This window comes from Streptomyces sp. NPDC000410, assembly GCF_040300305.1.
In the GTDB taxonomy this organism is placed as follows: Bacteria; Actinomycetota; Actinomycetes; order Streptomycetales; family Streptomycetaceae; genus Streptomyces.
Genome location: NZ_JBEPDM010000003.1, coordinates 224,937 through 250,175, shown reverse-complemented (window position 1 = coordinate 250,175; position 25,239 = coordinate 224,937). Strand labels below are relative to the sequence as shown.

General features: G+C 68.0%; 19 protein-coding genes. 6 read left to right on the top strand and 13 right to left on the bottom strand.

Going from position 1 to position 25,239, the window contains the following annotated elements:
• Positions 1–25 precede the first annotated feature (25 nt).
• From ABT342_RS06525 to ABT342_RS06515, 3 genes are all read left to right on the top strand, one after another.
• On the top strand, positions 26–1,102 hold the full coding sequence (locus ABT342_RS06525) for a ParA family protein (protein ID WP_351568148.1): 1,077 nt from the start codon (positions 26–28) through the stop codon (positions 1,100–1,102).
• The gene (locus tag ABT342_RS06520; protein ID WP_351567882.1) at positions 1,099–2,199 is read left to right on the top strand and encodes a ParB/RepB/Spo0J family partition protein; all 1,101 of its coding nucleotides are present in this window, start codon (positions 1,099–1,101) and stop codon (positions 2,197–2,199) included. Before ABT342_RS06525 ends, ABT342_RS06520 begins: the two co-directional genes overlap by 4 nt.
• A gap of 303 nt (positions 2,200–2,502) precedes the next feature.
• On the top strand, positions 2,503–3,120 hold the full coding sequence (locus ABT342_RS06515) for a GNAT family N-acetyltransferase (RefSeq protein WP_351567879.1): 618 nt from the start codon (positions 2,503–2,505) through the stop codon (positions 3,118–3,120).
• Between the two features lie 76 nt (positions 3,121–3,196).
• Here ABT342_RS06515 and trxA read toward each other — a convergent pair whose 3' ends face one another.
• From trxA to ABT342_RS06480, 7 genes are all read right to left on the bottom strand, one after another.
• Positions 3,197–3,544: a thioredoxin gene (gene trxA / locus ABT342_RS06510; protein WP_351567876.1), complete on the bottom strand. Its 348-nt coding sequence runs from the start codon at positions 3,542–3,544 to the stop codon at positions 3,197–3,199.
• Between the two features lie 49 nt (positions 3,545–3,593).
• A complete protein-coding gene (trxB, locus tag ABT342_RS06505; RefSeq protein ID WP_351567874.1) occupies positions 3,594–4,556 on the bottom strand; it encodes a thioredoxin-disulfide reductase in 963 nt (320 codons plus the stop codon).
• Positions 4,557–4,681: 125 nt separating this feature from the next.
• Complete coding sequence (locus tag ABT342_RS06500; RefSeq protein WP_351567872.1) at positions 4,682–5,599, bottom strand: zf-HC2 domain-containing protein; 918 nt, start codon at positions 5,597–5,599, stop codon at positions 4,682–4,684.
• Positions 5,596–6,300 (bottom strand): RNA polymerase sigma factor SigM, encoded by a 705-nt coding sequence (gene sigM / locus ABT342_RS06495; protein ID WP_351567869.1) that lies wholly within the window; start codon positions 6,298–6,300, stop codon positions 5,596–5,598. The genes ABT342_RS06500 and sigM overlap by 4 nt, the downstream gene beginning before the upstream one ends.
• 31 nt (positions 6,301–6,331) lie before the next feature.
• Positions 6,332–8,059 carry a protein kinase family protein gene (locus ABT342_RS06490; protein WP_351567866.1) on the bottom strand — a complete coding sequence of 576 codons (1,728 nt, stop codon included), beginning with the start codon at positions 8,057–8,059 and terminating at the stop codon, positions 6,332–6,334.
• A 120-nt stretch (positions 8,060–8,179) separates the two neighbouring features.
• On the bottom strand, positions 8,180–10,384 hold the full coding sequence (gene murJ / locus ABT342_RS06485) for a murein biosynthesis integral membrane protein MurJ (protein WP_351567863.1): 2,205 nt from the start codon (positions 10,382–10,384) through the stop codon (positions 8,180–8,182).
• A gap of 45 nt (positions 10,385–10,429) precedes the next feature.
• Positions 10,430–12,727: a DUF6049 family protein gene (locus tag ABT342_RS06480; RefSeq protein WP_351567860.1), complete on the bottom strand. Its 2,298-nt coding sequence runs from the start codon at positions 12,725–12,727 to the stop codon at positions 10,430–10,432.
• 178 nt (positions 12,728–12,905) lie between these two features.
• Between ABT342_RS06480 and ABT342_RS06475 the strand changes: the two genes are divergently transcribed.
• The gene (locus tag ABT342_RS06475; RefSeq protein ID WP_351567857.1) at positions 12,906–14,348 is read left to right on the top strand and encodes a CCA tRNA nucleotidyltransferase; all 1,443 of its coding nucleotides are present in this window, start codon (positions 12,906–12,908) and stop codon (positions 14,346–14,348) included.
• Positions 14,349–14,438: 90 nt separating this feature from the next.
• On the opposite strand, the gene ABT342_RS06470 is transcribed toward ABT342_RS06475, so the two are convergent.
• The 3 genes from ABT342_RS06470 to ABT342_RS06460 form a co-directional block, all read right to left on the bottom strand.
• Entirely contained in the window at positions 14,439–15,695 is a 1,257-nt protein-coding gene (locus ABT342_RS06470; protein WP_351567854.1) for an MFS transporter, read from the bottom strand.
• A 78-nt stretch (positions 15,696–15,773) separates the two neighbouring features.
• Positions 15,774–16,856 carry an inositol-3-phosphate synthase gene (locus ABT342_RS06465; RefSeq protein ID WP_351567851.1) on the bottom strand — a complete coding sequence of 361 codons (1,083 nt, stop codon included), beginning with the start codon at positions 16,854–16,856 and terminating at the stop codon, positions 15,774–15,776.
• 52 nt (positions 16,857–16,908) lie between these two features.
• Positions 16,909–17,628, bottom strand: coding sequence for a PadR family transcriptional regulator (locus ABT342_RS06460; protein ID WP_351567848.1), 720 nt, complete (start codon positions 17,626–17,628; stop codon positions 16,909–16,911).
• Positions 17,629–17,989: 361 nt separating this feature from the next.
• Here ABT342_RS06460 and ABT342_RS06455 point away from each other — a divergent pair, with 361 nt between their 5' ends.
• Together ABT342_RS06455 and ABT342_RS06450 are read left to right on the top strand one after the other, a co-directional pair.
• Positions 17,990–20,728 (top strand): transglycosylase domain-containing protein, encoded by a 2,739-nt coding sequence (locus ABT342_RS06455; protein ID WP_351567845.1) that lies wholly within the window; start codon positions 17,990–17,992, stop codon positions 20,726–20,728.
• A 119-nt stretch (positions 20,729–20,847) separates the two neighbouring features.
• Positions 20,848–22,341 (top strand): glycosyltransferase family 87 protein, encoded by a 1,494-nt coding sequence (locus ABT342_RS06450; protein ID WP_351567843.1) that lies wholly within the window; start codon positions 20,848–20,850, stop codon positions 22,339–22,341.
• Here the strand turns inward: ABT342_RS06450 and ABT342_RS06445 are convergent.
• The 3 genes from ABT342_RS06445 to ABT342_RS06435 all read right to left on the bottom strand — a co-directional run bounded on the left by ABT342_RS06445 (position 22,338) and on the right by ABT342_RS06435 (position 24,977).
• Positions 22,338–23,369: an alanine racemase gene (locus ABT342_RS06445; RefSeq protein ID WP_351567841.1), complete on the bottom strand. Its 1,032-nt coding sequence runs from the start codon at positions 23,367–23,369 to the stop codon at positions 22,338–22,340. The genes ABT342_RS06450 and ABT342_RS06445 overlap by 4 nt on opposite strands.
• Before the next feature lie 65 nt (positions 23,370–23,434).
• Positions 23,435–24,553 carry a lipid II:glycine glycyltransferase FemX gene (locus ABT342_RS06440; protein WP_351567838.1) on the bottom strand — a complete coding sequence of 373 codons (1,119 nt, stop codon included), beginning with the start codon at positions 24,551–24,553 and terminating at the stop codon, positions 23,435–23,437.
• A 109-nt stretch (positions 24,554–24,662) separates the two neighbouring features.
• Positions 24,663–24,977: a hypothetical protein gene (locus tag ABT342_RS06435; protein WP_351567836.1), complete on the bottom strand. Its 315-nt coding sequence runs from the start codon at positions 24,975–24,977 to the stop codon at positions 24,663–24,665.
• Between the last annotated feature and the right edge of the window lie 262 nt (positions 24,978–25,239).

Below are 25,239 nucleotides of genomic sequence, written 5' to 3'. Positions count from 1 at the left end.
CTCGCTGGTTCGCGACCCCGAAAGCATGGCAGGCTCTGTTCATCGCGAGCCTGAAGCCGAGGAGAGTGAATCCTTGCGGTCCGACGCAAACATCGCGGGACCGATGACCGATCCGGTCCCCGGTCCCCGTACCGAGTCGGCGGGGGTGGATGTTTCACGTGAAACACCGCCCCCGATGGACGACACCCCTATTGGTCGTGCTGCCCAGCTGGCAGTAGAGGCTCTGGGCCGTGCAGGCGAGGGTCTTCCGCGGCCTGAGCAGACACGCGTCATGGTGGTTGCCAATCAGAAGGGTGGAGTGGGCAAGACGACCACCACGGTCAACCTTGCTGCTTCACTGGCGCTGCATGGCGCCCGTGTTCTGGTGATCGATCTGGATCCCCAGGGCAACGCTTCGACGGCACTGGGGATCGACCATCACGCCGAAGTCCCTTCGATCTACGACGTCCTCGTCGAGAGCAAGCCGCTCTCCGAAGTGGTCCAGCCGGTCCCGGACGTCGAAGGCCTCTTCTGCGCCCCGGCCACCATCGATCTCGCCGGTGCGGAGATCGAGCTGGTGTCGCTCGTGGCGCGGGAGAGTCGACTGCAGCGAGCGATCCAGGCGTATGAACAGCCGCTGGATTACATTCTCATCGACTGTCCGCCGTCGCTCGGCCTGTTGACCGTCAATGCCCTCGTGGCAGGCGCAGAGGTGCTGATCCCCATCCAGTGCGAGTACTACGCATTGGAAGGGCTGGGGCAGCTCCTGAGGAACGTGGACCTGGTGCGCGGGCACCTCAATCCCGCGCTGCACGTGTCGACGATTCTGCTCACCATGTACGACGGTCGGACCAGGCTCGCCTCGCAGGTCGCGGAGGAGGTCCGCAGTCACTTCGGGGACGAGGTTCTGCGGACGAGCATTCCGCGCTCCGTACGCATTTCGGAGGCGCCCAGCTATGGGCAGACGGTCCTCACGTACGACCCGGGCTCCAGCGGCTCGCTGTCGTATCTTGAGGCGGCGCGTGAGATCGCACTGCGTGGGGTCGGGGTTCGCTACGAGGCCAAGTCCGCGCATGTGGTCAGCCAGAACAGCCAGCAGAGCATGTCGGAGGGGATCCAGTGAGCGAGCGACGTAGAGGATTGGGGCGTGGGCTCGGTGCGCTGATTCCGGCTGCTCCGCAGGAGAGGCCGGCGCCTTCCGATGGGGCCGGTCCGGCGTCTCCGGCAGCCGTCCCGGTACTCACCGCCGAGCGGGGTGTCCCCGCCGCGAAGGTGACCACGCTGCCGTCCGGGACCGTGACACCGGAACCGCGCATGCCGGAGCCGGAGCCGCAGGCGGCGCCCGAGGTTGTGTCCCCGGCGGGGGCGCACTTCGCCGAGGTGCCGCTGGACGCCATCACACCGAACCCTCGCCAGCCGCGTGAGGTGTTCGACGAGGACGCGCTCGCCGAGCTGGTCACCTCCATCAAGGAGGTCGGGCTTCTGCAGCCGGTGGTCGTCCGGCAGTTGGGCCCCGACCGCTATGAGCTCATCATGGGTGAGCGTCGCTGGCGGGCGTGCCGTGAGGCAGGCCTGGAGAGCATCCCCGCGATCGTGCGGGCCACGGAGGACGAGAAGCTCCTCCTGGACGCGCTCCTGGAGAATCTGCACCGTGCCCAGCTGAACCCCCTGGAAGAGGCCGCCGCCTACGACCAGTTGCTGAAGGACTTCAACTGCACGCACGACCAGCTGGCCGACCGGATCGGGCGTTCGCGCCCGCAGGTGTCCAACACACTGCGGCTGCTCCGTCTTTCCCCTCCCGTTCAGCGGCGCGTCGCCGCCGGTGTGCTGTCAGCCGGACATGCCCGTGCCCTGCTCTCGGTGGAGGACTCGGAGGAGCAGGACCGGCTGGCTCACCGCATCGTCGCCGAGGGGCTGTCGGTGCGTGCTGTCGAGGAGATCGTGAACCTGATGGGTTCCGGGTTTACGAGCACTCCCAAGGCCAAGGGGCCCCGTGCGGGTGCCCGGCTGTCGCCGGCGCTAGGAGACCTCGCTTCGCGCCTCTCGGATCGCTTCGAGACGAGGGTGAAGGTCGACCTCGGTCATAAGAAGGGAAAGATCGTCGTCGAGTTCGCCTCGATCGAGGATCTGGACCGCATCCTCAGCACCCTCGCCCCGGGCGAGGGGAAGGTCATGGAGAAGAGCCTTGCCGAGGAAGCCATGGAGGATGGCGAGGTCTGAGGCCTCTGCGGAGAGTCATGAGGGCGGGTCGTGTCCGGCAGTCGGCGGAACACGATCCGCCCTTTGCCGTCTCACAGTAGGCGTGTCCTCGCTGGGTGGATACGATGCGTTCTGGTATGGCACATCCACCTTGACCCATCTCAGAGGAAGGCTAGCCATGCGATCGGTGAGCCGCAGCCAGCTAGTGACAGCCGGCCTGGGCCTTGGCGCGGTCGGCGGGTTCATCGGCAGCCTGCTCCGGGAACGGAGCGCGCTGAGCGCTGCTCTTGGCGCGGCAGTCCAAGGAAGTGAGGAACAGCGCTCATGGGGCGTCGGCTCGTACCGCTCACGCTGGACAACCTTCCAGATCTCCCCAAGCGCTGCCGCGCCTGTGTCTTCTGGGAGCTTGATCCAGTCAGTGGAGAAGCCGCGGTAAAGGCGGGTAGACCCGAACTGGAGAAGGAAGCCTGGATCTCCGCGGTCCTGCTGGAGTGGGGATCCTGTGGCCGCCTCGTCTACGTCGATGAGGTCCCGGTCGGGTTTGTGCTCTACGCCCCGCCCGCGTATGTGCCGCGTTCCACTGCCTTCCCGACGAGCCCTGTCTCGCCGGATGCCGTCCAGCTCATGACGGGCTGGATCATGCCCGGATATCAGGGCCAGGGGCTTGGCCGGGTGATAGTGCAGACCGTCGCCAAGGATCTTCTGCGCCGGGGCTTCAAGGCGATCGAGGCGTTCGGTGACGCCCGTTGGTCGGAGCCTGCCTGTGTGCTCCCTGCCGACCATCTGCTGGCGGTGGGCTTCAAGACGGTCCGTCCGCACCCCACGCACCCCAGGCTGCGGCTGGAGCTGCGCACGACGCTCTCGTGGAAGGAAGACGTGGAGCTGGCGCTGGACAGGCTTCTGGGAGCCGTGCAGAAGGAGCCGGCCCTTCGGCCGCTCTGAAAGTCGACCGGAGAAACGGCGGATGGGCCGCCCCGGGGGGGCGGCCCATCCGCCGTTTCACGTGAAACGAAGAGTGTCAGGCCGTGCTGACCTCATCGCCGATGAAAGCGTCGAGGTCGCGGACGATCGCGGCCTTCGGCTTGGCTCCGACGATCGTCTTGGCGACTTCGCCGCCCTGGTAGACGTTCAGCGTCGGGATGGACATCACGCCGTACTTGGCAGCCGTGGCCGGGTTCTCGTCGATGTTGAGCTTGACGATCTGGATCTTGTCGCCGTGCTCCTCTGCGATCGCTTCCAGGGACGGCGCGATCTGGCGGCACGGGCCGCACCAGGCGGCCCAGAAGTCCACCAGTACGGGCTTGTCGCTCTTGAGTACGACTTCCTCGAAGTTGTCGTCGGTTACGTTGGTTACGGCGCCGGCCACGGCGGCCTCCTTGCTCTCGTGGGGTGTGGGATGTGGGGTCGTGTCGGGGTCAGACGGCCGCGGCGGCGGCCTTCTCGCTGTCGGCGAGGGCGGCGAGGAACCGCTCCGCGTCGAGGGCGGCGGAGCAGCCCGTGCCCGCGGCGGTGATGGCCTGGCGGTAGGTGTGGTCGACGACGTCACCGGCGCCGAAGACACCGGTGAGGTTGGTCCGCGTGGACGGTGCCTCGACCTTCAGGTAGCCCTCGTCGTCCAGCTCCAGCTGGCCCTTGAAGAGCTCGGTACGCGGGTCGTGGCCGACGGCGATGAACAGCCCGGTCACGGGGAGTTCGGACGTCTCACCGGTCTTGGTATTGCGCAGGGTCAGCCCGGAGAGCTTCTGGTCACCGTGGATCCCGGCGACCTCGCTGTCCCAGGCGAACTTGATCTTCGGGTCGGCGAAGGCGCGCTCCTGCATGGCCTTGGAAGCGCGGAGGCTGTCGCGACGGTGGACGACAGTGACGGACTTGGCGAAGCGGGAGAGGAAGGTGGCCTCCTCCATCGCGGTGTCGCCGCCGCCGACGACGGCGATGTCCTGGTCCTTGAAGAAGAAGCCGTCGCAGGTGGCGCACCAGGACACGCCGCGTCCCGACAGGGCGTCCTCGTTGGGCAGGCCGAGCTTGCGGTGCTGCGAGCCGGTCGTGACGATCACGGCCTTGGCCCGGTGCACGGTTCCGGCGGTGTCGGTGACGGTCTTGATCTCACCGGCGAGGTCCACGGCGATGACATCGTCCGCAACGAGCTCGGCACCGAAACGCTCGGCCTGGGCCCGCATGTTCTCCATGAGGTCCGGCCCCATGATGCCGTCGCGGAAGCCGGGGAAGTTCTCCACCTCTGTGGTGTTCATGAGCGCACCACCGGCGGTGACGGCGCCTTCGAACACCAGCGGCTTCAGCGAGGCGCGCGCGGTGTACAGCGCTGCGGTGTAGCCGGCCGGCCCGGAGCCGATGATGATCACGTTACGGACGTCGCTCACGGGTTTCTTCCTCGTCTCTGCAGACTGCCTACTGCCTACTGGGGCCGGTTCAACGACTCTCACCCCACCCAACGGATCCTACGGGGCGTGCATTCCCGCAGAGGCCGCGCGGCGCGGCGGCAGTCTCAGCGACGAGGGTAGGAGTGGGTCAGCAGGAGCTCACCCTTGCCCTGGGGGGTGGTGTTCACGCAGGCGGCGTCGACGACGTAGGCCTGGACCTGAGAGGGGTCGTGGGCATGCGGCAGGACAAGGAGGTAGGCCTTCGTGCCGGCATAAGAACCCTGCTCGACGGCGACGGCGTTTTCCGTGCGACCGGTGCCCTGCTGGACACAGGGCGGCACGGGGACGGCAGGAGTGCGCATCGGGGAGTTGGGACTGGACTCGATGCCGATCGACGGCCCCTCCTCCACACGGGGTGCCTTCTGTGAGCCGTCCTTCGAGGTGCCGGCTGCCAGGAGGGTCTGCACCCGCGCCTGAAGGCCGGCCTCGGAGAATTCGGGTCCGCCCTGTGCCGAGCTGACGGTCTTGTCGGCTGTCTGGGATACCGGTCCGCCTCCTCCCACGCCGACGGCCTGGAGAAGGAGCACGCCCACTCCGACGGCAGCAGCACCGAGAACGGCCCCCATAACGGTGCGGCGCCGTCGGCGGGTCTGACCTCGGCCCGGTCCGGTGGCCGCGCGGGGGCGTCCTGCGGGACGGTCCGACGGGGCGGTCTCGGGCTGCTGTGGCACGAGCGATGTTTCACGTGAAACATCCCCCGGCTCCTCCGCCGCTTCTTCCGGCGCGGTGGCATTGAGAAGAGCCTCGGCGGCGAGGGCCGCGTCGATGCGGCCCGCGATGTCGGCCGGCATGCGCTGGGCCCCGGGCAGTGTGCCCAGCAGTCCGCGGATTTCCTCCAGGGACGTCCGGACGTCGGTGCACAGCGCACAGCTGTCCAGATGCACCCTGACGGCAGCCTGGCGGGACGGTGAGAGGAGGCCTTCGGTGAGATCGGAGATCTCGGAGACATCGGGGTGCTGAGTCGTGCCGGTCGTGGATGTCACGCGCGCCCACCTCCGCCCTTCACAGCAGCAGGATCGTTCGGTCCTGCATCCCTTGGTCCCGACGCCGGTGGGACGGATGTCCCTGGCGTCCGGTTCCTTCCCCTGTCGAGGTCACTGTTATCCCCGGTGTCACCGCGCAGATGAGTGAGCATGGGGAGCAATCTCGCCCGGCCACGGGCACACCGGCTCTTCACGGTTCCCGTGGGTACGTCCAGCACACGTGCCGCCTCTGCGACGGGGTAGCCCTGCATGTCCACGAGGACCAGGGCTGCCCGCTGATCGGCGGGCAGCCGGGCCAGCGCGCTCAGCAGTTCGCGGTGCAGATCCTGGCGCTCGGCGGGGGCCTCGGCCGACTCGTGGGGCTCGAGGAGCTGCTCCAGCCGTTCGGTGTCGTCGACGGGAGACGTCCTGCGGGAGGCCGCCTTGCGGGCGCGGTCGAGGCAGGCGTTGACGGTGATGCGGTGGAGCCACGTCGTCACGGCGGACTGACCACGGAAGGTGTGGGCGGCCCGGAACGCCGAGACCAGGGCGTCCTGGACCGCGTCAGCAGCCTCCTCGCGGTCCCCCAGGGTCCGCAGGGCGACGGCCCAGAGCCGGTCTCGGTGGCGCCGTACCAGCTCACCGAAGGCGTCCGGGTCTCCGGCGACGTGGCGGGCCAGCAGATCCTGGTCGCTCGCGTCGCCGAGTGCGGCGTTGTCCAACTGTGAGCCCCCTCCCCACGTCTTGCGGATGTCAGCGGGTGAACTTCACGTCCGTGATGGCCTGCTTATGGCCGGGATCGCTGAACTCGTCCTGGGGTGAGTTCGGCATGGCCGTCATCCACAGCAACACGTAGCGGCTGTTCACCGGGGTTTTGGCTGTGAGCTTCAGTGCCGCGTCACTCGTCTGTCCAGTCGCGATCTTCTGCATGGAGTCGACGGAGCCCGAGGGGGAGAGGGAATCCACCGCGTAGAGCGTGATGGTGGTGTGGTCCCCTCCGTAGCGCAGCGCTATAGAGGCTTTCGAGATGTCCTGTGCGGAGCCGAGGTCATAGGCGATTCCGACCCCCTGCTTGATCGACGGAGCGAACTCCGGTCCGTCGACGAAGCTGTTGGTGCGCCAATACGAGGAGCTGTCGTCGTCGTAGGTCTTGCCGACGTCCTCGGCGTTCTGCGGCCTGCCGTCCGGGGCGTATTCCTCGGCGTCCTGGATGGCCAGCGGGACCGGTGCCTTCGGCTTCTCGTCCTGGTCGTTGTTGTTCGTGGTCTGGCTGGTTCCGTCCTCGGAGGTCTTGTTGTCCGGGGCCAGAAGCCTGTCGGCGATCTGCCAGCTGCCGAGGCCCAGCGCGGCGATGAGCAGTGCGGCCACGGTCCACTTGAGCACCTTGCCGGTGCGGCTCTCCAGTGGGGCGGGCGGGGTCGCGATGGGCTGGGTGACCACAGGCCGGGAGTAGGGCGTGGGACGGCCGTAGGTGCCTTGCTGATACGTGGTGCGCTGGTACTCCGGCGGCGGGGTGAAGGCGGGCTCCGGCGGGCGGATGCGGGGCATTGCCGCGACCGCCTTGGCCAGCTCGTCCGGCGTGGTGCAGGGCGGCTCCTGGCGGGAGGCGGTGGCGCCGTCGTTGACCAGGGCACGCATGGCGAGCTCCGACAGGCCGCGGTGGACGCCGGCCCGCACCTGGTCGGGGGCGATCAGGCCGACGCCCTTGGGCAACCCGGAGAGGCCATAGGCATCGTTCTCGTACGGCCAGCGCTGAGTGAGCGCGGCGTAGAGCAGAGCGCCGATCGCTTCGGTGTCGGTCCGCTGGGGGCGGTCGGCGCTGATTCCGCGCAGTGCGGCGTTCACGGCGAGGCCGCGGATCCGGTACTGCCCGGTCGAGCTGCGGAGCACGGCGCCCGGGGTGAGCCGGAGGTGGGCGAGTCCTTCACGGTGCGCCGCGGCCATGGCCTGGGAGAGCTGGGTGACCAGCTGGTAGGCGTCGTGGGCCTCCATGGGGCCGGCGGCCAGCAGGGCGGTGAGCTCGGTGGCGTCGGGAAGCCATTCGTGGACGACGTAGACGAGGTCGTTCTCCTCGACGGCGTCCAGCACCTGTACGAACCGAGGGTCGCCCAGCAGCGCTGATGAGCGGGCCGCGGCGAGCACGGACCGGCCCCGCGGATGGTCTGCGGGCAGGATGTGCACGCCGACGGCGCGGCGGAGTTTCTCATCGACCGCACGCCAGCTGCTGAATCCGTCCAGACGGGTGACGCACTCCTCGAGTCGGTAGCGTCTGGCGAGCTTGTGACCGCTGTGGAGTTCGGGTGTCGTGATGGTGGGCTGGTCGCCGCTCTTCCCCTCGCTGCCCTCGTCCTGAGCGCTCTGTTCCGCCATGTCGTCGGTTTCCGCCACCCCGTCGGTCGTGGCCTTCTCCGCCTGGGCGGTCAGCGGGTCGTCACCGCTGTTGTCGGCCACGTCGACGGCAGCCGTGCTACGTTCCGCCACCGTCGTTCCCTGCCTCCCCATCCGTTGCGCCATATCCAACAGCCATGCCAATTGTGCCCACAGTCCGACGCTATGCACGACACACAGTGGTGGACGATGGTTGTGCGCAACGTGACAGTTCTAGCGTCCGAGACGCCCGCGCACCATGCCGACCATGGCGTTGAGTTCCTCGATCCGCATCCGCTTCGCCGCGGCCAGGAATACGCCCAGCAGGACTGCTCCGCCCACGACCAGTGCGGCCAGTGAACCGAGGACGCCGAGGCCGAGTACCTGGGTCATCGCGTACCCGGCAGCGCCGCCGACAATCGCCGCGGGCAGCGCGGCGAGGCAGAGACGGGCATAGGTACGCAGGACGTGGGCGCCGTCCAGGTCGCCGTCGAGGCGCTTGCGCAGCCGCTGCCAGGCGACGCCTACGCCGATCGCGTAGGCGAGACCGTAGGCGGCGGCCATGCCGGTGACGGCCCAGCGGGCGGGCAGCGTGAAGTAGCAGAGCGCGGAGGCGGCGGCGTTGACGGCGGCGACGATGACGGTGTTGTAGAAGGGCGTGCGCGTGTCTTCGTACGCGTAGAAGGCGCGCAGGACCACGTACTGCACGGAGTACGGGATCAGACCGAGACCGAAGGCCATCAGCATGTACCCCATGGAGGTGGCGCCGCCCGAGGAGCCGAAGATCAGCGTGCACATGGGGACGCCGAGGGCGACGAAGCTGAAGGCGATCGGGACGATCGCGACGGCCGAGGTGCGCAGACCCTGGGAGATGTCGTCGCGGACGGCGCCGGTGTCTCCTTCGTGGGCCGAGCGGGACAGCCGGGGCAGCAGGGCGGCCATCAGGGAGACCGTGATGATGGCCTGGGGGAGGCCCCAGATCAGCTGGGCGTTGGCGTAGGCGGCGAAACCGATGCCCTTGACCGCGGTGTCGGTGGTCGCGGCGGTCGACAGCTGGCTGACGACGAGCGCACCCGCCTGGTTGGCGAGCACGAACAGCATCGTCCACTTGGCGAGCTTCGCGGCCTTGCCCAGGCCGTGGCCCTTCCAGTCGAAGCGCGGACGCAGCTTGAACCCGGCCTCCCGCAGATAGGGGACCATCGCGAGGGCCTGGACGACGAGTCCGAGCAGGATGCCGACGCCGAGCAGCCGCTCGGCCTCGGGCGGGATCGACTGGACCGTCATGTCGGAGTTCGCGGCGGAGCCGTACACCCCGATGAACATGCCGAGCGTCGCGATGATGACGATGTTGTTGAGGACCGGGGTCCACATCATCGCGCCGAAGCGTCCCCGGGCGTTGAGGATCTGCCCCATGACCACGTGGATGCCCATGAAGAAGATCGAGGGCAGGAAGTAGCGCAGAAGGGTGACGGCCACGTCGTTCGCCGCCGGGTCGTTCGCGACCGGCACTGACATCATGCGGACCAGCTGAGGTGCGGCGAGGATGCCCAGCACGGTGAGTGCGCCGAGTACCACCATGACGAGGGTCAGCAGCCGGTTGGCGTAGGCCTCGCCGCCGTCGCTGTCCTCCTTCATGGAGCGCACCAGCTGCGGCACGAACACGGAGTTCAGGCCGCCGCCGACCGTCAGGATGTAGATCATCGTCGGGATCTGGTACACGACCTGGAAGGTGTCGCCGAGCAGTCCGACACCCAGGGCCGAAACGATCAGCGCGGAGCGGATGAAGCCGGTCAGCCGCGACACCATGGTGCCGGCCGCCATCACCGCGCTGGACTTGAGCAGGCCGGAAGCGCGTCCGCCGGACTTCTTGGGGGCGGGGGCGACGGCAGGCTCGGGTTCGGGGGACTGCTCAGGCACGGTCGGCTGTCCGGGTCGCTGCTGGTCCCGGTAGAGGTGGGCGAAGGCGTCCGGCTGCGGCTCGTCCTCGCCTGCTTGGGTCACCAGCTCGTCGACGCCTGTGAACTGGACGGTGCGGGCATCGTCACCGTACGAGAGATGACGCGACGGGCCGTCGGGCTCGGGCGGCGGGGTCTGGGCCCAGATCCGCGGATCCGGGGCGGGCTGCTGGGCGGGCGGCTGCTGGTACAGCGGCTCAGGCTGCTGGTAGGCGCCGGGCGGAGGCGGCGGGTGGGCGGCACGGTCGTAGAGCGCCTCCGACACGGGGTCCTGGGCGGACAGGTCCTCTGCCCGGAAAGGATCGTGCTCGTAGGCGGCCTGGACGTAGGGGTCCGTGGGGCGTTCGGGCGACGGCGGCGGCACCTGGTCCGAGACCTGCGGTTCTGCCGCCGGCCATGCACCGGGTGAGGGGTGCTGAGCGCCCGGGGAGGGCGCAGTGCCGCCCGCGCCCTGCCCGCGGTCACCGTCGTACGGCGCGTTCATGGTTACCCCACCTCATCGTCCCCGGCCGACCGGCCACGACATAGCTCAACGGTCCACTTTCTCACCCGTGCCCGACGGGTCGCCGCTTTCGGGTCCGGTGTCCGGCGTCGGGTCACTCGGCTGCTCGGCGCTGTCACCCTCTTCGGCCGTAGCGGCCTCCTCACGGGCCGCCGCGCGCTTGCGCTGGGTATACATCCTGACGCCCGCGAGGACGAGCAGCAGCACGCCGCCGGCGATCACGAGCATCACGGTCGGGGTGATCTCAGACACCTTGACCGTGAATGTCATCGGGCCGCCGTACGGCTTGCCGTCCTTGGTGTAGAGCTGTGCGGTCACCTGTACCGGGCCGTTGGCGTTGGCCGCGGCCGCGAATTTCACCGACTGGCTGTGTCCGCCCTCGATCTTGATCTGCTGCTCCGCGACCATGCTGCCGTCGTCGAGCTTGAGGCGGGTGGGGTTCGACGACTTCAGCCGCAGCACGAGGTCGTCGACGCCTTGGAGCAGTTTGTTCTGCACGGTCACGGGGATCGTGGCACTGCGGCCGGACAGCGTCACCGCCGACTTCTGGATGAGCCGGACCTCTGCGGTGAGTTTCTCCAGGTGAGTCTGTACTTCGCTGCGGTACGCGGCCGCCGCGCTCGTCCTGCCGCGCCAGGACGTGGACATCTCCCGGTTGAGCGCGTTGCCGAACGGCGTCACGACCCGGTCCGGAGCGGTGAGGATGACCTTGAAGTTGTCGAGGGTCCCCTGGGTGGACTTGATGTCCTGGAAGGTCTGGAGCGGAAGCTCCCGTGCGCGCAGTGAGTCCGGGTACTGGGAGGCCGAGGGGACCCGGGTCGTGGCGTCGGGGTCGGGCGTCGCCGCAGCGGCGGCGATCAGACCGAGGGGCTGGGACCACCGCTGGCCGGTGAGGCCGTGCAGCGCGTTCGCCATGGCCTGCGCCTGGGAGGCGCTGGGCATCCGCTGCGGAGCGACGACGATGCTTCGCTGCTTGGCCGGTGCCTGAAGCGTCAGTGCCAGTGTCTGGGCCAGGAACTCCTGCACCGCCAGGGTGGAATCCTCCGCCTGGCTCATGTCCCCGAGGAACGCGGTGGAGAGTCTGTCGTCCGCGACGACCGCCGTGGTGCCGCCGCCGATGGGCCGCGCTGCCGACGGTGTGTACGACACCGGCCCGGTCTCCCGGAGGCTGTCGCTCCGAGCGATGATCTTGTGGGCGCCGGCCGAGGTCGCGACGTCGACGATCGACGGGTCGATCGCGCCTTCCACGGGCCAGGCGAAGTCGATGGACGGCTTCACATGGAGGATCGTCTCTACGGTGGTCTCGGCCACGGCGGTCGCGGGCTGCAGCTGGCTGAGGGACCCGGAGACGTCCTTCCCGCGATGCGCGAGGGAGGCGAGGTCGGGGTCGGCGAACGGCAGGGCCACGACCTCGCGGTCCTGCACCGCTGCTTCGAGGGAGCTCAGCCACTTCTTGGCGACGGCCTGGTTCCGGCCGGGGACCGTACTGTCCGGCCCATTTCTGACTTCGTAGTTCCGGGTCATCGCGTCGACCGTGGCCAGCAGGTCCGGATCGACCACCCAGGTCACGGGCAGTTCGCTGCCCAGCGAGACCAGCTGCTCGAGTCGGCCCCCGGGGGCGAGCTCCGCGGCCAGATTGTCGTCTTCGAAGACGGGGGTCTGCTGCTCGTCCGGCCGGGTCTCCACAGAGAGGTGAGTGGTGGAGATGAGCGGCCAGAGGACGGTGAGCTGGGTCTTCTTGCTGGTGGCCTCGGGCTGCCAGGGCAGGAAGGTCCGCTCGATGCCCAGCACCTGGTCGTCAGGCCGGCTCGGTGTCCGTCCGGAGAGAGACACGCCGAGCTGGTACACACCGCCCTCGTCGAGCCCGAGCTTGGCGACCGGGACGGTCAGCGCGAAGTCCTGGCTTATGCCGGACGCCAGCCGGGAGAACTTCACGGTGTAGCGGCCGCCGAGCTGCCGGGCGTCGCTCTCCGGCGAGTAACCGGTGCGCTCGGACGCTTCGTGGATCTCGGCGCGACCTGACATACGCGGCCCCACGTGCAGATCGACGTGCGCCGCTGTGACGGTCTCCTTGCCCTTGTTCGTCACCGTGCCCGTGATGGTGAGGGTGTTGTCTTTCACAGGCACGGCGGGAGAAAGAGTGCCCAAGGACACGTCGACGGTACGGGAGCCGGAGACGCTGTCCGCGGCGTGGGCGGGTGGGGCGACCGGTACGTACAGAAGACCGGCCAGCAGCGGTGTACCCGCCAGAAGGGCGGCTGTCCGCCGCAGCCACCGGCGGGCAGGAGAGGGACTCATCCCCTGGAAGTCTGCCGCCTCGGCCACGCGCTCGTCCGTCCCTCGTCGTCTGTTGGCGTTGTTCGGTGTCGCTTGGTGCGTCCACGCATGGTAACGAGGTGCGCCGTGTCGAAGTGCTGGGGACTGCTCCACATGATCGGAAGAGCGGCAGTCCGGGGCGAAACCGGGAAGCTCCCCCGGGCGCGGGCACGTACCCTTTTCTGTTGTGCCGAACGCCAACGAAGACAACCCGACTGCACTGAGCCAGGTGCAGCGCCGCGCGGTCAGTGAGCTGCTGCGGGTGTCCCCTGTCGCCGACGATCTCGCCCGCCGATTCCAGCAGGCGGGGTTCAGCCTCGCCCTGGTCGGAGGGTCGGTCCGGGACGCACTGCTCGGCAGGCTCGGCAATGATCTTGACTTCACCACCGACGCGCGCCCCGAGGACGTCCTGAAGATCGTCCGGCCGTGGGCGGACTCGGTCTGGGAGGTGGGCATCGCCTTCGGCACCGTCGGCGTGCAGAAGGACGGCTACCTCATCGAGGTCACGACGTACCGCTCCGAAGCGTACGACCGCTCCTCGCGCAAGCCGGAGGTTTCCTACGGCGACTCCATCGAGGAAGACCTCGTCCGTCGGGACTTCACGGTGAACGCGATGGCGGTCGCCCTTCCCGAGAAGGAATTCATCGATCCGTACGGCGGCCTGGAGGACCTCGCCGCGCGGGTGCTCCGCACCCCCGGCGCTCCGCAGGACTCCTTCACGGACGATCCGCTGCGCATGCTGCGGGCCGCGCGCTTCGCCGCGCAGCTGGACTTCGAGGTGGCCCCTGAGGTCATCACCGCGATGACGGAGATGGCCGACCGGATCGAGATCGTTTCCGCTGAGCGGATCCGTGACGAGTTCAACAAGCTGATTCTCTCCGCGCACCCCCGCAAGGGCCTCGGCCTGCTCGTCGACACCGGACTTGCCGCACATTTCGTCCCCGAACTGCCGGCGCTTCGACTGGAGAGCGATGAGCATCACCGGCACAAGGATGTATACGAGCACTCACTGACCGTGCTGGATCAGGCGATCGATCTTGAGGTGGCGGGGCCGGATCTTGTGCTGCGCCTGGCCGCATTGCTGCACGACATCGGCAAGCCGAGGACGAGGCGCTTCGAAACCGATGGACGGGTCTCCTTCCATCACCACGAGGTCGTCGGCGCCAAGATGACCAAGAAGCGGCTGACTGCTCTCAAGTACTCCAATGAGATGGTCAAGGACATCTCCCGGCTGGTGGAGCTGCACCTTCGCTTCCACGGGTACGGCACCGGCGAGTGGACCGACTCGGCGGTGCGACGGTACGTGCGCGATGCAGGGCCGTTGCTGGAGCGGCTGCACAAGCTGACGCGTTCGGACTGCACCACGCGGAACAAGCGAAAGGCGAGCGCTCTGTCGCGGGCCTACGACGGCCTCGAGGAGCGCATCACTGAGCTCAAGGAGCAGGAGGAGCTGGACTCGATCCGGCCCGACCTGGACGGCAACCAGATCATGGAGATTCTGGGAGTCGGCCCCGGCCCGGTCATCGGCCAGGCCTACAAGGTCCTGCTGGAGCTGAGGCTGGAGAACGGGCCGATGGAACACGAGGCCGCTGTCGCCGCTCTCAAGGACTGGTGGGCAGCCCAGAGCTGAGCCCGCCTGTGCCGTGTTTCACGCGAGCCATGTTTCACGTGAAACATGGCTCGCGCCCGTTAGGTGAGGGGTGGTGTTTCACGTGAAACATCACCGCTCGCGCCAGCGAGTCATCGCTGTGGCCACGGCGGCATAGACGACAGCGACCCCGAGTACGAGCGGGATCGATCTGCCGTCCGGCGGCAGGATCGCGGCAGCGACGGCCGCGGCGCCGACGAAGGCGACGTTGAAGAGCACGTCGTAGAGCGAGAAGACTCGGCCGCGGAAGGCGTCGTCGACGGACGTCTGTACGACGGTGTCCGTGGCGATCTTCGCCCCTTGAGTGATGACTGCGAGGACGAACGCGGCGATGAGTATCGGCGCGGGAGTGAACGGCAGGCCGAGGGCCGGTTCGAGAACCGCGGCCACCCCCGCGCACATCGCCACCCAGCCGTAGTTTCCGAGTCGGCCGACTGCCCACGGTGTGATGATCGCCGCGGTGAAGAATCCCGCCCCCGAGATCGCCACTGCCATGCCGAGCAGCGCCAGCCCCTCCGACTCCGTTGCCGACCAGGCATAGCGGCAGAGCATCAGGACCATCACCGTCAGCGCGCCGTAGCAGAAGCGCAGCAGCGTCATCGCCGCAAGTGCTCGTGCGGCGACACGTCTCTCTGACAGATGGCGCAGCCCGCTCACCAGGCCGCGGGCTGTCGAGGCCACCGCGGCGGTCAGCCGCGGCTGTACCAACTCCGGATCGGGGCCGAGCAGGTTCCGCCCCATGCGCAGCGCGGCCAGTCCGGCGCTGAGATAGAGCGCGGCACCCAGCAGCACCACCATGGCGTCGGAGCCGGTGGAGACCGCCCGTACGGCGAAGGCGAGCCCGCCACCGGCTGTCGCGGCGAGGGTTCCCGCGGTGGGTGAGATGGAGTTGGCCACCACCAGCCGTTCCTCGTCCACGACGCGAGGCAGGGCGGCGGAGAGCCCCGCCAGAACGAAGCGGTTGACGGCCGTGACGGTGAGAGCGGAGGCGTAGAAGAGCCAGTCGGGGACCGAGGCGATGATCAGCAGAGCAGTGCAGGCGGCGAGCGCGGCCCGCAGCAGGTTTCCGTAGAGGAAGACCTGGCGGCGCCGCCAGCGGTCCAGCAGGACGCCGGCGAAGGGACCGATCAGGGAATACGGCAGCAGCAGTACGGCCATCGCCGAGGCGATCGCGCCGGGAGAGGTCTGCCGCTCCGGCGAGAAGACGACGTACGTGGCGAGCGCGACCTGGTAGACACCGTCGGCCGCCTGTGAGAGCAGCCGGACGGCGAGCAGGCGGCGGAAGTTCGTCAGCCGCAGGAGTACGCGCAGATCACGTACGACAGGCATGTGGGCAAGCGTCACACAGCAAGAGGGCCCCCGGGTATACGCCACGGGGACCCTCAACAGCCAAGCGGAGACGAGCCCTTAGCGCTCGACCTCGCCCTTGATGAACTTCTCGACGTTCTCGCGGGCCTCGTCGTCGAAGTACTGGACCGGCGGCGACTTCATGAAGTACGAGGACGCGGAGAGGATCGGGCCACCGATGCCACGGTCCTTGGCGATCTTCGCGGCACGCACGGCGTCGATGATGACGCCCGCCGAGTTCGGGGAGTCCCACACCTCGAGCTTGTACTCCAGGTTCAGCGGGACGTCGCCGAAGGCACGGCCCTCGAGGCGGACGTACGCCCACTTGCGGTCGTCCAGCCACGCCACATAGTCGGACGGGCCGATGTGGACGTTCTTCTCGCCGAGCTCCCGGTCGGGAATCTGGGAGGTGACGGCCTGCGTCTTGGAGATCTTCTTGGACTCCAGGCGCTCGCGCTCGAGCATGTTCTTGAAGTCCATGTTGCCGCCGACGTTGAGCTGCATCGTGCGGTCCAGGATGACGCCCCGGTCCTCGAACAGCTTCGCCATGACGCGGTGCGTGATGGTGGCGCCGACCTGGGACTTGATGTCGTCACCGACGATCGGGACACCGGCCTCGGTGAACTTGTCCGCCCACTCCTTGGTGCCGGCGATGAAGACCGGGAGAGCGTTGACGAAGGCGACCTTGGCGTCGATGGCGCACTGCGCGTAGAACTTCGCAGCGTCCTCGGAGCCCACGGGCAGGTAGCAGACGAGGACGTCGACCTGCTTGTCCTTGAGGATCTGGACGACGTCGACGGGGGCCTCGGCGGACTCCTCGATGGTCTGGCGGTAGTACTTGCCCAGACCGTCGAGGGTGTGGCCGCGCTGCACCTTCACGCCCGTGGACGGCACGTCGCAGATCTTGATGGTGTTGTTCTCGCTGGCGCCGATGGCATCCGCGAGGTCGAGGCCGACCTTCTTCGCGTCGACATCGAAGGCGGCCACGAACTCGACGTCCCGGACGTGGTAGTCGCCGAACTGGACGTGCATCAGACCCGGCACCTTGCCGGCCGGGTCGGCGTCCTTGTAGTACTCGACGCCCTGCACCAGCGAGGCGGCGCAGTTGCCCACGCCGACGATGGCTACGCGAACCGAACCCATTCCGGTTGCTCCCTGTTTGTTCTCGTACGAGACCCTGCGTGGATGCAGGGGCTCACTTGGTGGTGTCATCGGACGGATCCGGCGGGTCGAGGTCTCCCGGGGGACTCCCCTCGGGGGATACCGCGTCCCGGTGCCGGGGCAGGCCGTCCGCTTCTCCAGTTGTGCTGTCCTGCTGAGCGGCGTCACCGACGGAAAGGGGTCGTCGCCGATCCCGCCCCGCGCGCTCGCTCTCGATGAGCTCGTTCAGCCAGCGCACTTCGCGCTCCACGGATTCCATTCCGTGGCGCTGCAGCTCAAGCGTGTAGTCGTCGAGGCGCTCGCGTGTGCGGGCGAGGGAGGAGCGCATCTTTTCCAGACGCTCCTCCAGCCGGCTGCGCCGGCCCTCCAGCACCCGCATTCTCACTTCGCGCTCCGTCTGTCCGAAGAAGGCGAAGCGGGCCGCGAAGTGCTCGTCCTCCCAGGTGTCGGGACCGGTGTGGGAGAGGAGCTCCTCGAAGTGCTCCTTACCCTCCGCCGTCAGCCGGTAGACGATCTTGGCACGGCGGCCCGCGAGGGAGGCGGCGAGGGCGTCCTCAAGGGCGCTGCCCGGCTCTTCGATCAACCAGCCGTTGGCGACAAGCGTCTTGAGGCAGGGATAGAGGGTCCCGTAACTGAAGGCCCGGAAGATCCCCAGGGACGTGTTGAGCCGCTTGCGCAGCTCGTACCCATGCATCGGGGCCTCGCGGAGCAGGCCGAGAACGGCGAACTCGAGGATGCCGGAGCGTCTGCTCATCGATCGCCTCCTCCGCCTTCCTCGGTCTTTATGCCGTCTTGATGTATCGACTCGATACATCAAGACGATAGAACGGCGGTCCTGCCGCGACAAGTGCGGCCATCGTGACCGGCGTCACATCGCCAATTCGCAGTAATCGAGTTGCCTGTTTTCGGGTGAATTTTGCCCCTAGGTGGGTTTTGGTCGTGCGTAGTCTGTGCGGCATGCCGACCACCGGGAACCGAGTGACGCCAGGGAGCGTCGTTGTCCTGGATGCATCACGGATGAGCCTGTTCGTGGGCTGGTCCGTATGTATTTCGGGGGGACCGGATCTCAACTGCCGCTTCCAGGCGTTTTCGCCTGCCCGAGGAGTAGTCGTTCGATGAGCGAGCACCGTCGCAAACAGCCGCAACCGCAGGGTGGCGGACGTGCCGCGGCCAGGCGCGCCGCCCAGCCCTCAGGCCGCCGCGCAGCCCCGTCACAGGGCGCCAGCACCGGATCCCCTTCCGACGCGTACGGGCAGGAGGAGCCGACGTACGGCGGCCGCGCCGAAGCCCGCCGCGCCGCCCAGCGCGGTGGTGGGGGCCGCAGAAGGGCCGCCGAGGGCGGTGGCGCGGGTCATGGCGGACCGGGTGGCGGCCGCCGCGGTGGCGGTGGTCCGGGTGGACCGGGACGCGGCCGGGGCGGTGGCGCCCCGGGGAAGAAGCGGCTGATCGACTATCCGCGTCACAACAAGTACGGGTGGCGGCGCTGGGTGCCGTCGTGGAAGCTCGTGAGCGGGCTCACGCTCGGGTTCATCGCCACTGTGATGACGGCCGGGACGATCGCGTACGCCATGGTGGAGATCCCGAATCCGCAGAAGGCCGCGGAGGCGCAGAACAACGTCTACTACTGGGCCGACGGTACGCAGATGGCCGCCACCGGCGGCGAGGTCAACCGGCAGATCATTCCGATCGCGCAGATCCCCGCCGCGATGCAGAACGCGGTGATCTCCGCCGAGAACAAGACGTTCAAGACCGACCGCGGTATCGACCCGATGGGTATCGGCCGGGCCCTGTTCAACATGGCCAGGGGCCAGCAGACCCAGGGCGGCTCGACCATCACGCAGCAGTACGTGAAGAACGCACGGCTCGGGGACCAGTCCCAGACCCTCAGCCGGAAGTTCCAGGAACTGTTCATCGCGATGAAGGTGGGCGAGGAGGTGGACAAGCCCGGGATCATGGCGGGCTATCTGAACACCTCGTACTACGGGCGCGGAGCCTACGGAATCCAGGCCGCCGCCCGTACATACTTCAACGAGGACGCCTCCGAGCTCGACCCGAGCCAGTGCGCCTTCCTCGCCTCGCTGCTCAAGGGTGCGACGTATTACGACCCGGCCGGCGCTACGGAGATCGACCCGGCCGCCACTCCGAAGGACAACACCGAGCGCGTCACCAAGCGCTGGCGGTGGATCCTCGACGAGATGGTCAAGGACGGTCACCTCCCCGCCGCGGAGCGCGCCAAGTACACGACGCTCCCGAAGGTCGAGAGTCTGAAGAAGAACGCGCAACTCGGCGGCCAGATCGGCTACCTGGTCGACCTCGCCAAGGCGAACTTCATCAACAACAACGACAAGGGCATCAAGGACCTGTCCACGGGCGGCTACGAGATCTACACGACCTTCGAGCGGCCCAAGGTAGAAGCGCTCGAGGCGGCCGTAACGAAGATCCGCGCGAAGAACATCGACGCCGAGAAGCGCCCGGACAAGGACACCCACGTCCAGTTCGGCGGGGCCTCGGTGGACGTGAAGACCGGCGCCATCGTCGCGATCTACGGCGGTGAGGACGCGACCAAGCACTTCACGAACAACGCCGACCAGACCGGTGCCCAGGTCGGCTCGACGTTCAAGCCGTTCGTCCTCGCCGCCGCGATGGAGGAGGGCGTACGCGACCCGGAGCTGGGCCCGGAGCAGGGTCTGGAGAGCCGCACCAAGGTCGACCCCAACACGAGCAAGTACAACGGCGCCAACAAGCTCAAGATCAAGAACTACGACCGGTCCGTCTGGCAGGACGAGAACGGCAAGGAGTGGCTGCAGACGAACGACGGTCAGCAGTCGTACAAGGACATCACCCTGCGCGAAGCCATGGTCCACTCGGCCAACTCGCCCTTCGTCCAGCTGGGCATGGACATCGGCGTTGACAAGGTGAGGCAGGCCGCGATCGATGCCGGCCTGCGGGCGAACAGCCTGATCGAGGCGGACGTGCCGTCCTTCTCCATCGGCATCTCCGACCCGAGCGCCATCCGCATGGCGGGGTCGTACGCGACCTTCGCCGACAACGGCAAGCAGCGCGACCCGTACTCGGTGACCAAGGTCAAGAAGAGCGGGAAGATCGTCTACGAGCACGAGGACCGCACCAAGCAGAACTTCGACCCCAACGTCGCGGCCCATGTGACCGACGTGCTGGTGGATGTCGTGGAGAAGGGTACGGGCACCAACGCCCGGATTCCGGGTCGTAAGGTCGCCGGCAAGACCGGCACCACCGACGGCAACAAGTCCGCCTGGTTCGTGGGCTACACGCCCCAGCTGTCGACCGCAATCGACATGTACCGGCTCGACGACAACGCCGAGAACAAGAACCGCGCGTTCCTCGAGATGTTCGGCACGGGTGGACAGAAGAAGATCCACGGAGCGTCGTTCCCGTCGGACATCTTCAAGGACTACATGTCGACCGTGCTCAAGGGGCAGGAGAGGCTCGAATTCCCGAAGCCCGAGCCTCTCGACGACGCCGAGACCGTCTACGGCGGTGGCCAGCCCAGCCCCACGCCGACGCCGACCGCCTCGGCTCCGTCCGCCACGCCTTCCCAGAGCCCGTCCACGACGCCCTCGCAGTCGCCGTCCGGGTCGCCCGAACCGACCGACACCTGTGACCCGTTCGACTGGAAGTGCAAGCCCACCGGCGGTCAGGACGGCGGTGGTGACAGCTCCGGTACCGACACGGGCGGCGTCACCGACGGCGGCACCACCGACGGCGGCACCACTGACGGCGGTGTGACCACCAGCCCGTCACCGCCCACGGGCGGCAACGGCAACGGGAACGCGGGCAAGGACTCGGGAGGCTGGTTCGGCGGCCCGGAGGGCTGACGCCCGTCGCCGCACCGGCCACGAGGGCCGCCGCACCGGAGAACATCCGGAGCGGCGGCCCTCGTCCGTTGTCCACAGGCCCGGACGTGCCGACAGCCCGGTACGGCAGGATGTGTTGCATGCCGAGCCCAGAGAAGACGAGCGTGCGCCAGGACCAGCCCGTGGTGTGCCCCACACAGCGGGACGAGGTCGCGGCGGCCGGCAGCGAGGTGATCGGCGGCCCGCTGGGCCGCTGGGCATGGACCGGCGGCAGCCGGCTCACGCCGGTCCGGGTCGTGGCGCTGGTCGCGATCGGGATGTTCGCGCTGGGCATGGTGCAGAAGATCCCCTGCTACGACTGGGCCTGGTTCCGGGGCACCAGCTCGCAGTACACGCACGCGTGCTACTCCGACATCCCGCACCTGTTCCTGGGACGGGGTTTCGCCGACGGGCTCGTGCCCTACTTCAACCGGCTGAGCGGCGACATGGAGTACCTCGAATACCCCGTCCTGACGGGGCTGTTCATGCAGGTCGCCGCCTGGCTCACGCCGTCCGGCGGCTCCATGCAGCACCGAGAGCAGCTGTACTGGATGGTCAACGCGGGCATGCTGCTGATCTGCACCGCGGTCATCGCGGTCTGCGTCAGCCGCACCCACCGCAGGCGCCCCTGGGACGGGCTGCTGGTCGCCCTCGCGCCGGCGTTCGCCCTCACCGCGACCATCAACTGGGACCTGTTCGCGGTGGCCCTCACGGCCTCGGCGATGCTGATGTGGTCACGTGGACGGACTCTGGCCTTCGGCATCCTCATCGGGCTCGCCACGGCCGCCAAGTTCTATCCGGCGCTGCTGCTGTGGCCCCTGCTGGTGCTGTGTGTGCGGGCTGGGAAGTACCGGGCGTTCGTGGTGGCCGCGCTGGGCGCGGCGGGCTCCTGGCTGGTGGTGAATCTGCCGGTGATGCTGCTCGCCCCCGAGGGGTGGAAGAAGTTCTACACCTTCAGCGAGGAACGGCAGGTCGACTTCGGGTCCTTCTGGCTGATCATCACGCAGCGCACCGGCGTGGCGCTGGAGGTCGAGTCGGTCAACACGTACGCGACGCTGCTCGTGGCTCTGGCGTGCGTGGGCGTGGCCGCGCTGACTCTCAGCGCCCCGCGCCGGCCGCGCTTCGCCCAGCTCGCCTTCCTGCTCGTCGCGGCGTTCATCGTCACCAACAAGGTCTACTCGCCGCAGTACGTGCTGTGGCTGATCCCGCTCGCCGCGCTGGCCAGGCCGCGCTGGCGGGACTTCCTGATCTGGCAGGCCTGCGAGGTCACGTACTTCCTCGGCATCTGGATGTACCTGGCGTACACGACGAGCGGCGACAAGCACCAGGGGCTCCCGCCGGAGGGCTACCAACTGGCGATCGCGGTCCATCTGCTGGGGACGCTCTACCTGTGTGCGGTGATCCTCTGGGACATCCTGATGCCGGAACGGGACGTCGTACGGCAGGACGGATCCGACGACCCCTCGGGAGGGGTGCTGGACCGGGCGCCGGACAGGATCGTGTTCGGCGAGGCAGCACGCCCCGCGCGGCACGCGGCGCACACGGCGGAGGGTCCGCGGGTCGAATGGGGGACCGAGGGGTCCCCCACCGCCTAGCGGTCGACCAGACGGTCGAACTGGGTCGTCGTGTGCCGCAGATGGGCCACGAGTTCGTCGCCGACCTTGGGCTCCTGGGAGTCCGACGGGACGAACAGGATCGACACCTGCATGTGCGGAGGCTCGGCGAACCAGCGCTGCTTGCCCGCCCAGACGAACGGCGACAGGTTGCGGTTGACCGTGGCCAGGCCCGCCCGGGCCACGCCCTTGGCGCGGGGCATGACGCCGTGCAGGGCCTTCGGGGCCTCCAGACCGACTCCGTGGGAGGTGCCGCCCGCGACCACCACCAGCCAGCCGTCGGAGGCGGCCTTCTGCTGGCGGTAGCCGAAGCGGTCGCCCTTGGCGACGCGGGTGACGTCGAGAACGGAACCGCGGTACTCGGTCGCCTCGTGGTCGCCGAGCCACAGCCGGGTGCCGATCCGCGCGCGGAACCGCGTCTGCGGGAACTGCTGCTGAAGGCGGGCCAGTTCCTCGGCGCGCAGATGGCTCACAAACATGGTGTGCAGGGGCAGCCGGGCGGCACGCAGCCGGTCCATCCAGCCGATGACCTCTTCGACCGCGTCCGAGCCGTCCGTGCGGTCCAGGGGCAGGTGCAGGGCGAAGCCTTCGAGGCGTACGTCGTCGATGGCGGCGTGCAGGTGGCCCAGGTCCTGCTCCGAGATGCCGTGGCGCTTCATCGAGCTCATGCACTCGATGACGACGCGCGCGCCGACCAGCGCGTGCACGCCGTCGACGGACGAGACCGAGCGGATGACCCGGTCCGGCAGCGGAACCGGTTCTTCACCCCGCCGGAACGGAGTGAGGACGAGAAGGTCTCCGCTGAACCAGTCCTTGATCCGGGCCGCCTCGTAGGTCGTGCCGACGGCGAGCATGTCCGAGCCGAAACGGGACGCCTCATCGGCGAGCCGCTCGTGGCCGAAGCCGTAACCGTTGCCCTTGCAGACCGGGACGAGGCCCGGGAACTGGTCGATCACGGACTTCTGGTGCGCCCGCCAGCGCGCGGTGTCGACGTAGAGGGAGAGCGCCATGGCCGGGACCGGAACCTTTCTGGTGGCAGCGGTGTATCAGAGATATGAGCGAGACTACGGAAGGATCAGCGGCGCGACATGTAGATGTCGAGCGCCTTGTGCAGCAGCTTGTTGAGCGGGAAGTCCCATTCACCGACGTATTCGACGGCTTCGCCGCCGGTGCCGACCTTGAACTGGATCAGGCCGAAGAGGTGGTCGGTCTCGTCGAGCGAGTCGCTGATGCCGCGCAGGTCGTAGACGGTGGCGCCCATGGCGTAGGCGTCGCGCAGCATCCGCCACTGCATCGCGTTCGAGGGCCGGACCTCGCGGCCGATGTTGTCGGAGGCTCCGTACGAGTACCAGACGTGCCCGCCGACGACGAGCATCGTCGCCGCGGACAGGTTCACCCCGTTGTGCCGCGCGAAGTAGAGGCGCATGCGGTTGGGGTCCTCGTTGTTCAGCACCGTCCACATGCGCTGGAAGTACGAGAGCGGGCGCGGCCGGAAGCGGTCACGCACTGCCGTGATCTCGTAGAGCCGCTGCCACTCGGCGAGGTCCTCGTAGCCGCCCTGGACGACTTCGACGCCGGCCTTCTCGGCCTTCTTGATGTTGCGTCGCCAGAGCTGGTTGAAGCCCTTCAGGACATCGTCGAGCGAACGGTTGGCCAGGGGCACCTGGTAGACGTAGCGGGGCTGGACGTCTCCGAAGCCGGCACCGCCGTCCTCGCCCTGCTGCCAGCCCATCTTGCGGAGCCGGTCCGCCACTTCGAAGGCGCGGGGCTCGATGTGGGTGGCCTCGACATCACGCAGGCGCTTGACATCCGGGTCCTGGATACCGGCCTTGATCGCCGGGGCGTCCCAGCGTCTGATGACGACCGGCGGGCCCATCTTCACGGAGAAAGCGCCCTGGTTCTTGAGGTGGGCCAGCATCGGCTGCAGCCAGTCGTCCAGGTTCGGGGCGTACCAGTTGATCACCGGGCCCTCGGGAAGATAGGCCAGATAGCGCTTGATCTTGGGCAGCTGCCGGTACAGGACGAGGCCGGCTCCGACGAGCTCACCGTTCTTGTTGAACCAGCCCAGGTTCTCCGAGCGCCACTCCGTCTTGACATCCGCCCACGCCGGGACCTGGCAGTGACTCGCCGCGGGCAGGCTCTGGATATATGCCAGATGCTGCTCACGGCTGATGGTCCTCAGGGTCAGGCTCATGCGGGGCGCTCCTCGGCAGGTGTGTCCCCATGGGTTCAGGGGCTCCGGCTCTCGCGCCGAAGCCTACTGGGCCCGGGAAGCGCCCCGCGTGGCCGTAGGCGAACGGGAGCTAGAAGCCGATCAGGCCACCGAAGAGCCCGCCGTTCGCCATACCGAGGAAGAAGCCGATCGCCGAGGCGCCGAGGCCGATCACCGTGAGGAACCGCTCGCGGGTCGTGACCGAGATGAACTGGCCGTACCCACCGGTGAGAATCCCGATCAGTCCCGCCCACGAGCTGAGCAGATGAAGGTTGGGGAACTGTGCGGTCACGAAGGCCACCATACCGAGGACCAGAGTCACTGCCGTCAGGGTGTCCTGGAGAGGGTGGGGCTTTCCGTCGGTGGCGAAGAGAGAGCCGGTGGGGTTCGGTTGCGTCTGTGCCATGAAGCACCTCCTGGCATTCCCGGAAGGCGGCGCATTGTGACGCCGCACACACCCGTTCCGTACAGGGTGCGGCCGTCCTCCGCCGGATTTCAACCGGAAGCGGGTAAGCGGGTACTCTGTACGGTCTGCACCGGTGTCTGCGCAGCCCGGCATCCGTTCCCTCGCCCGTCGAGGCCGATTGTCAGTGGCGCCTGTTTTACTCGTAGACATCGATGCTCACGCATCACGACCCTCCTGCCACGGAACGACCGTGGCCGCTGAG

Coding starts and splice junctions, on each gene's coding strand:
- ABT342_RS06440 (WP_351567838.1), bottom strand. CDS start 24,553: ATGAGCCTGACCCTGAGGACCATCAGCCGTGAGCAGCATCTGGCATAT.
- ABT342_RS06460 (WP_351567848.1), bottom strand. CDS start 17,628: ATGAGCAGACGCTCCGGCATCCTCGAGTTCGCCGTTCTCGGCCTGCTC.
- ABT342_RS06525 (WP_351568148.1), top strand. CDS start 26: ATGGCAGGCTCTGTTCATCGCGAGCCTGAAGCCGAGGAGAGTGAATCC.
- ABT342_RS06470 (WP_351567854.1), bottom strand. CDS start 15,695: ATGCCTGTCGTACGTGATCTGCGCGTACTCCTGCGGCTGACGAACTTC.
- ABT342_RS06445 (WP_351567841.1), bottom strand. CDS start 23,369: ATGGCGCTCTCCCTCTACGTCGACACCGCGCGCTGGCGGGCGCACCAG.
- ABT342_RS06455 (WP_351567845.1), top strand. CDS start 17,990: ATGAGCGAGCACCGTCGCAAACAGCCGCAACCGCAGGGTGGCGGACGT.
- ABT342_RS06515 (WP_351567879.1), top strand. CDS start 2,503: ATGGGGCGTCGGCTCGTACCGCTCACGCTGGACAACCTTCCAGATCTC.
- ABT342_RS06465 (WP_351567851.1), bottom strand. CDS start 16,856: ATGGGTTCGGTTCGCGTAGCCATCGTCGGCGTGGGCAACTGCGCCGCC.
- murJ (WP_351567863.1), bottom strand. CDS start 10,384: ATGAACGCGCCGTACGACGGTGACCGCGGGCAGGGCGCGGGCGGCACT.
- ABT342_RS06435 (WP_351567836.1), bottom strand. CDS start 24,977: ATGGCACAGACGCAACCGAACCCCACCGGCTCTCTCTTCGCCACCGAC.
- ABT342_RS06450 (WP_351567843.1), top strand. CDS start 20,848: ATGCCGAGCCCAGAGAAGACGAGCGTGCGCCAGGACCAGCCCGTGGTG.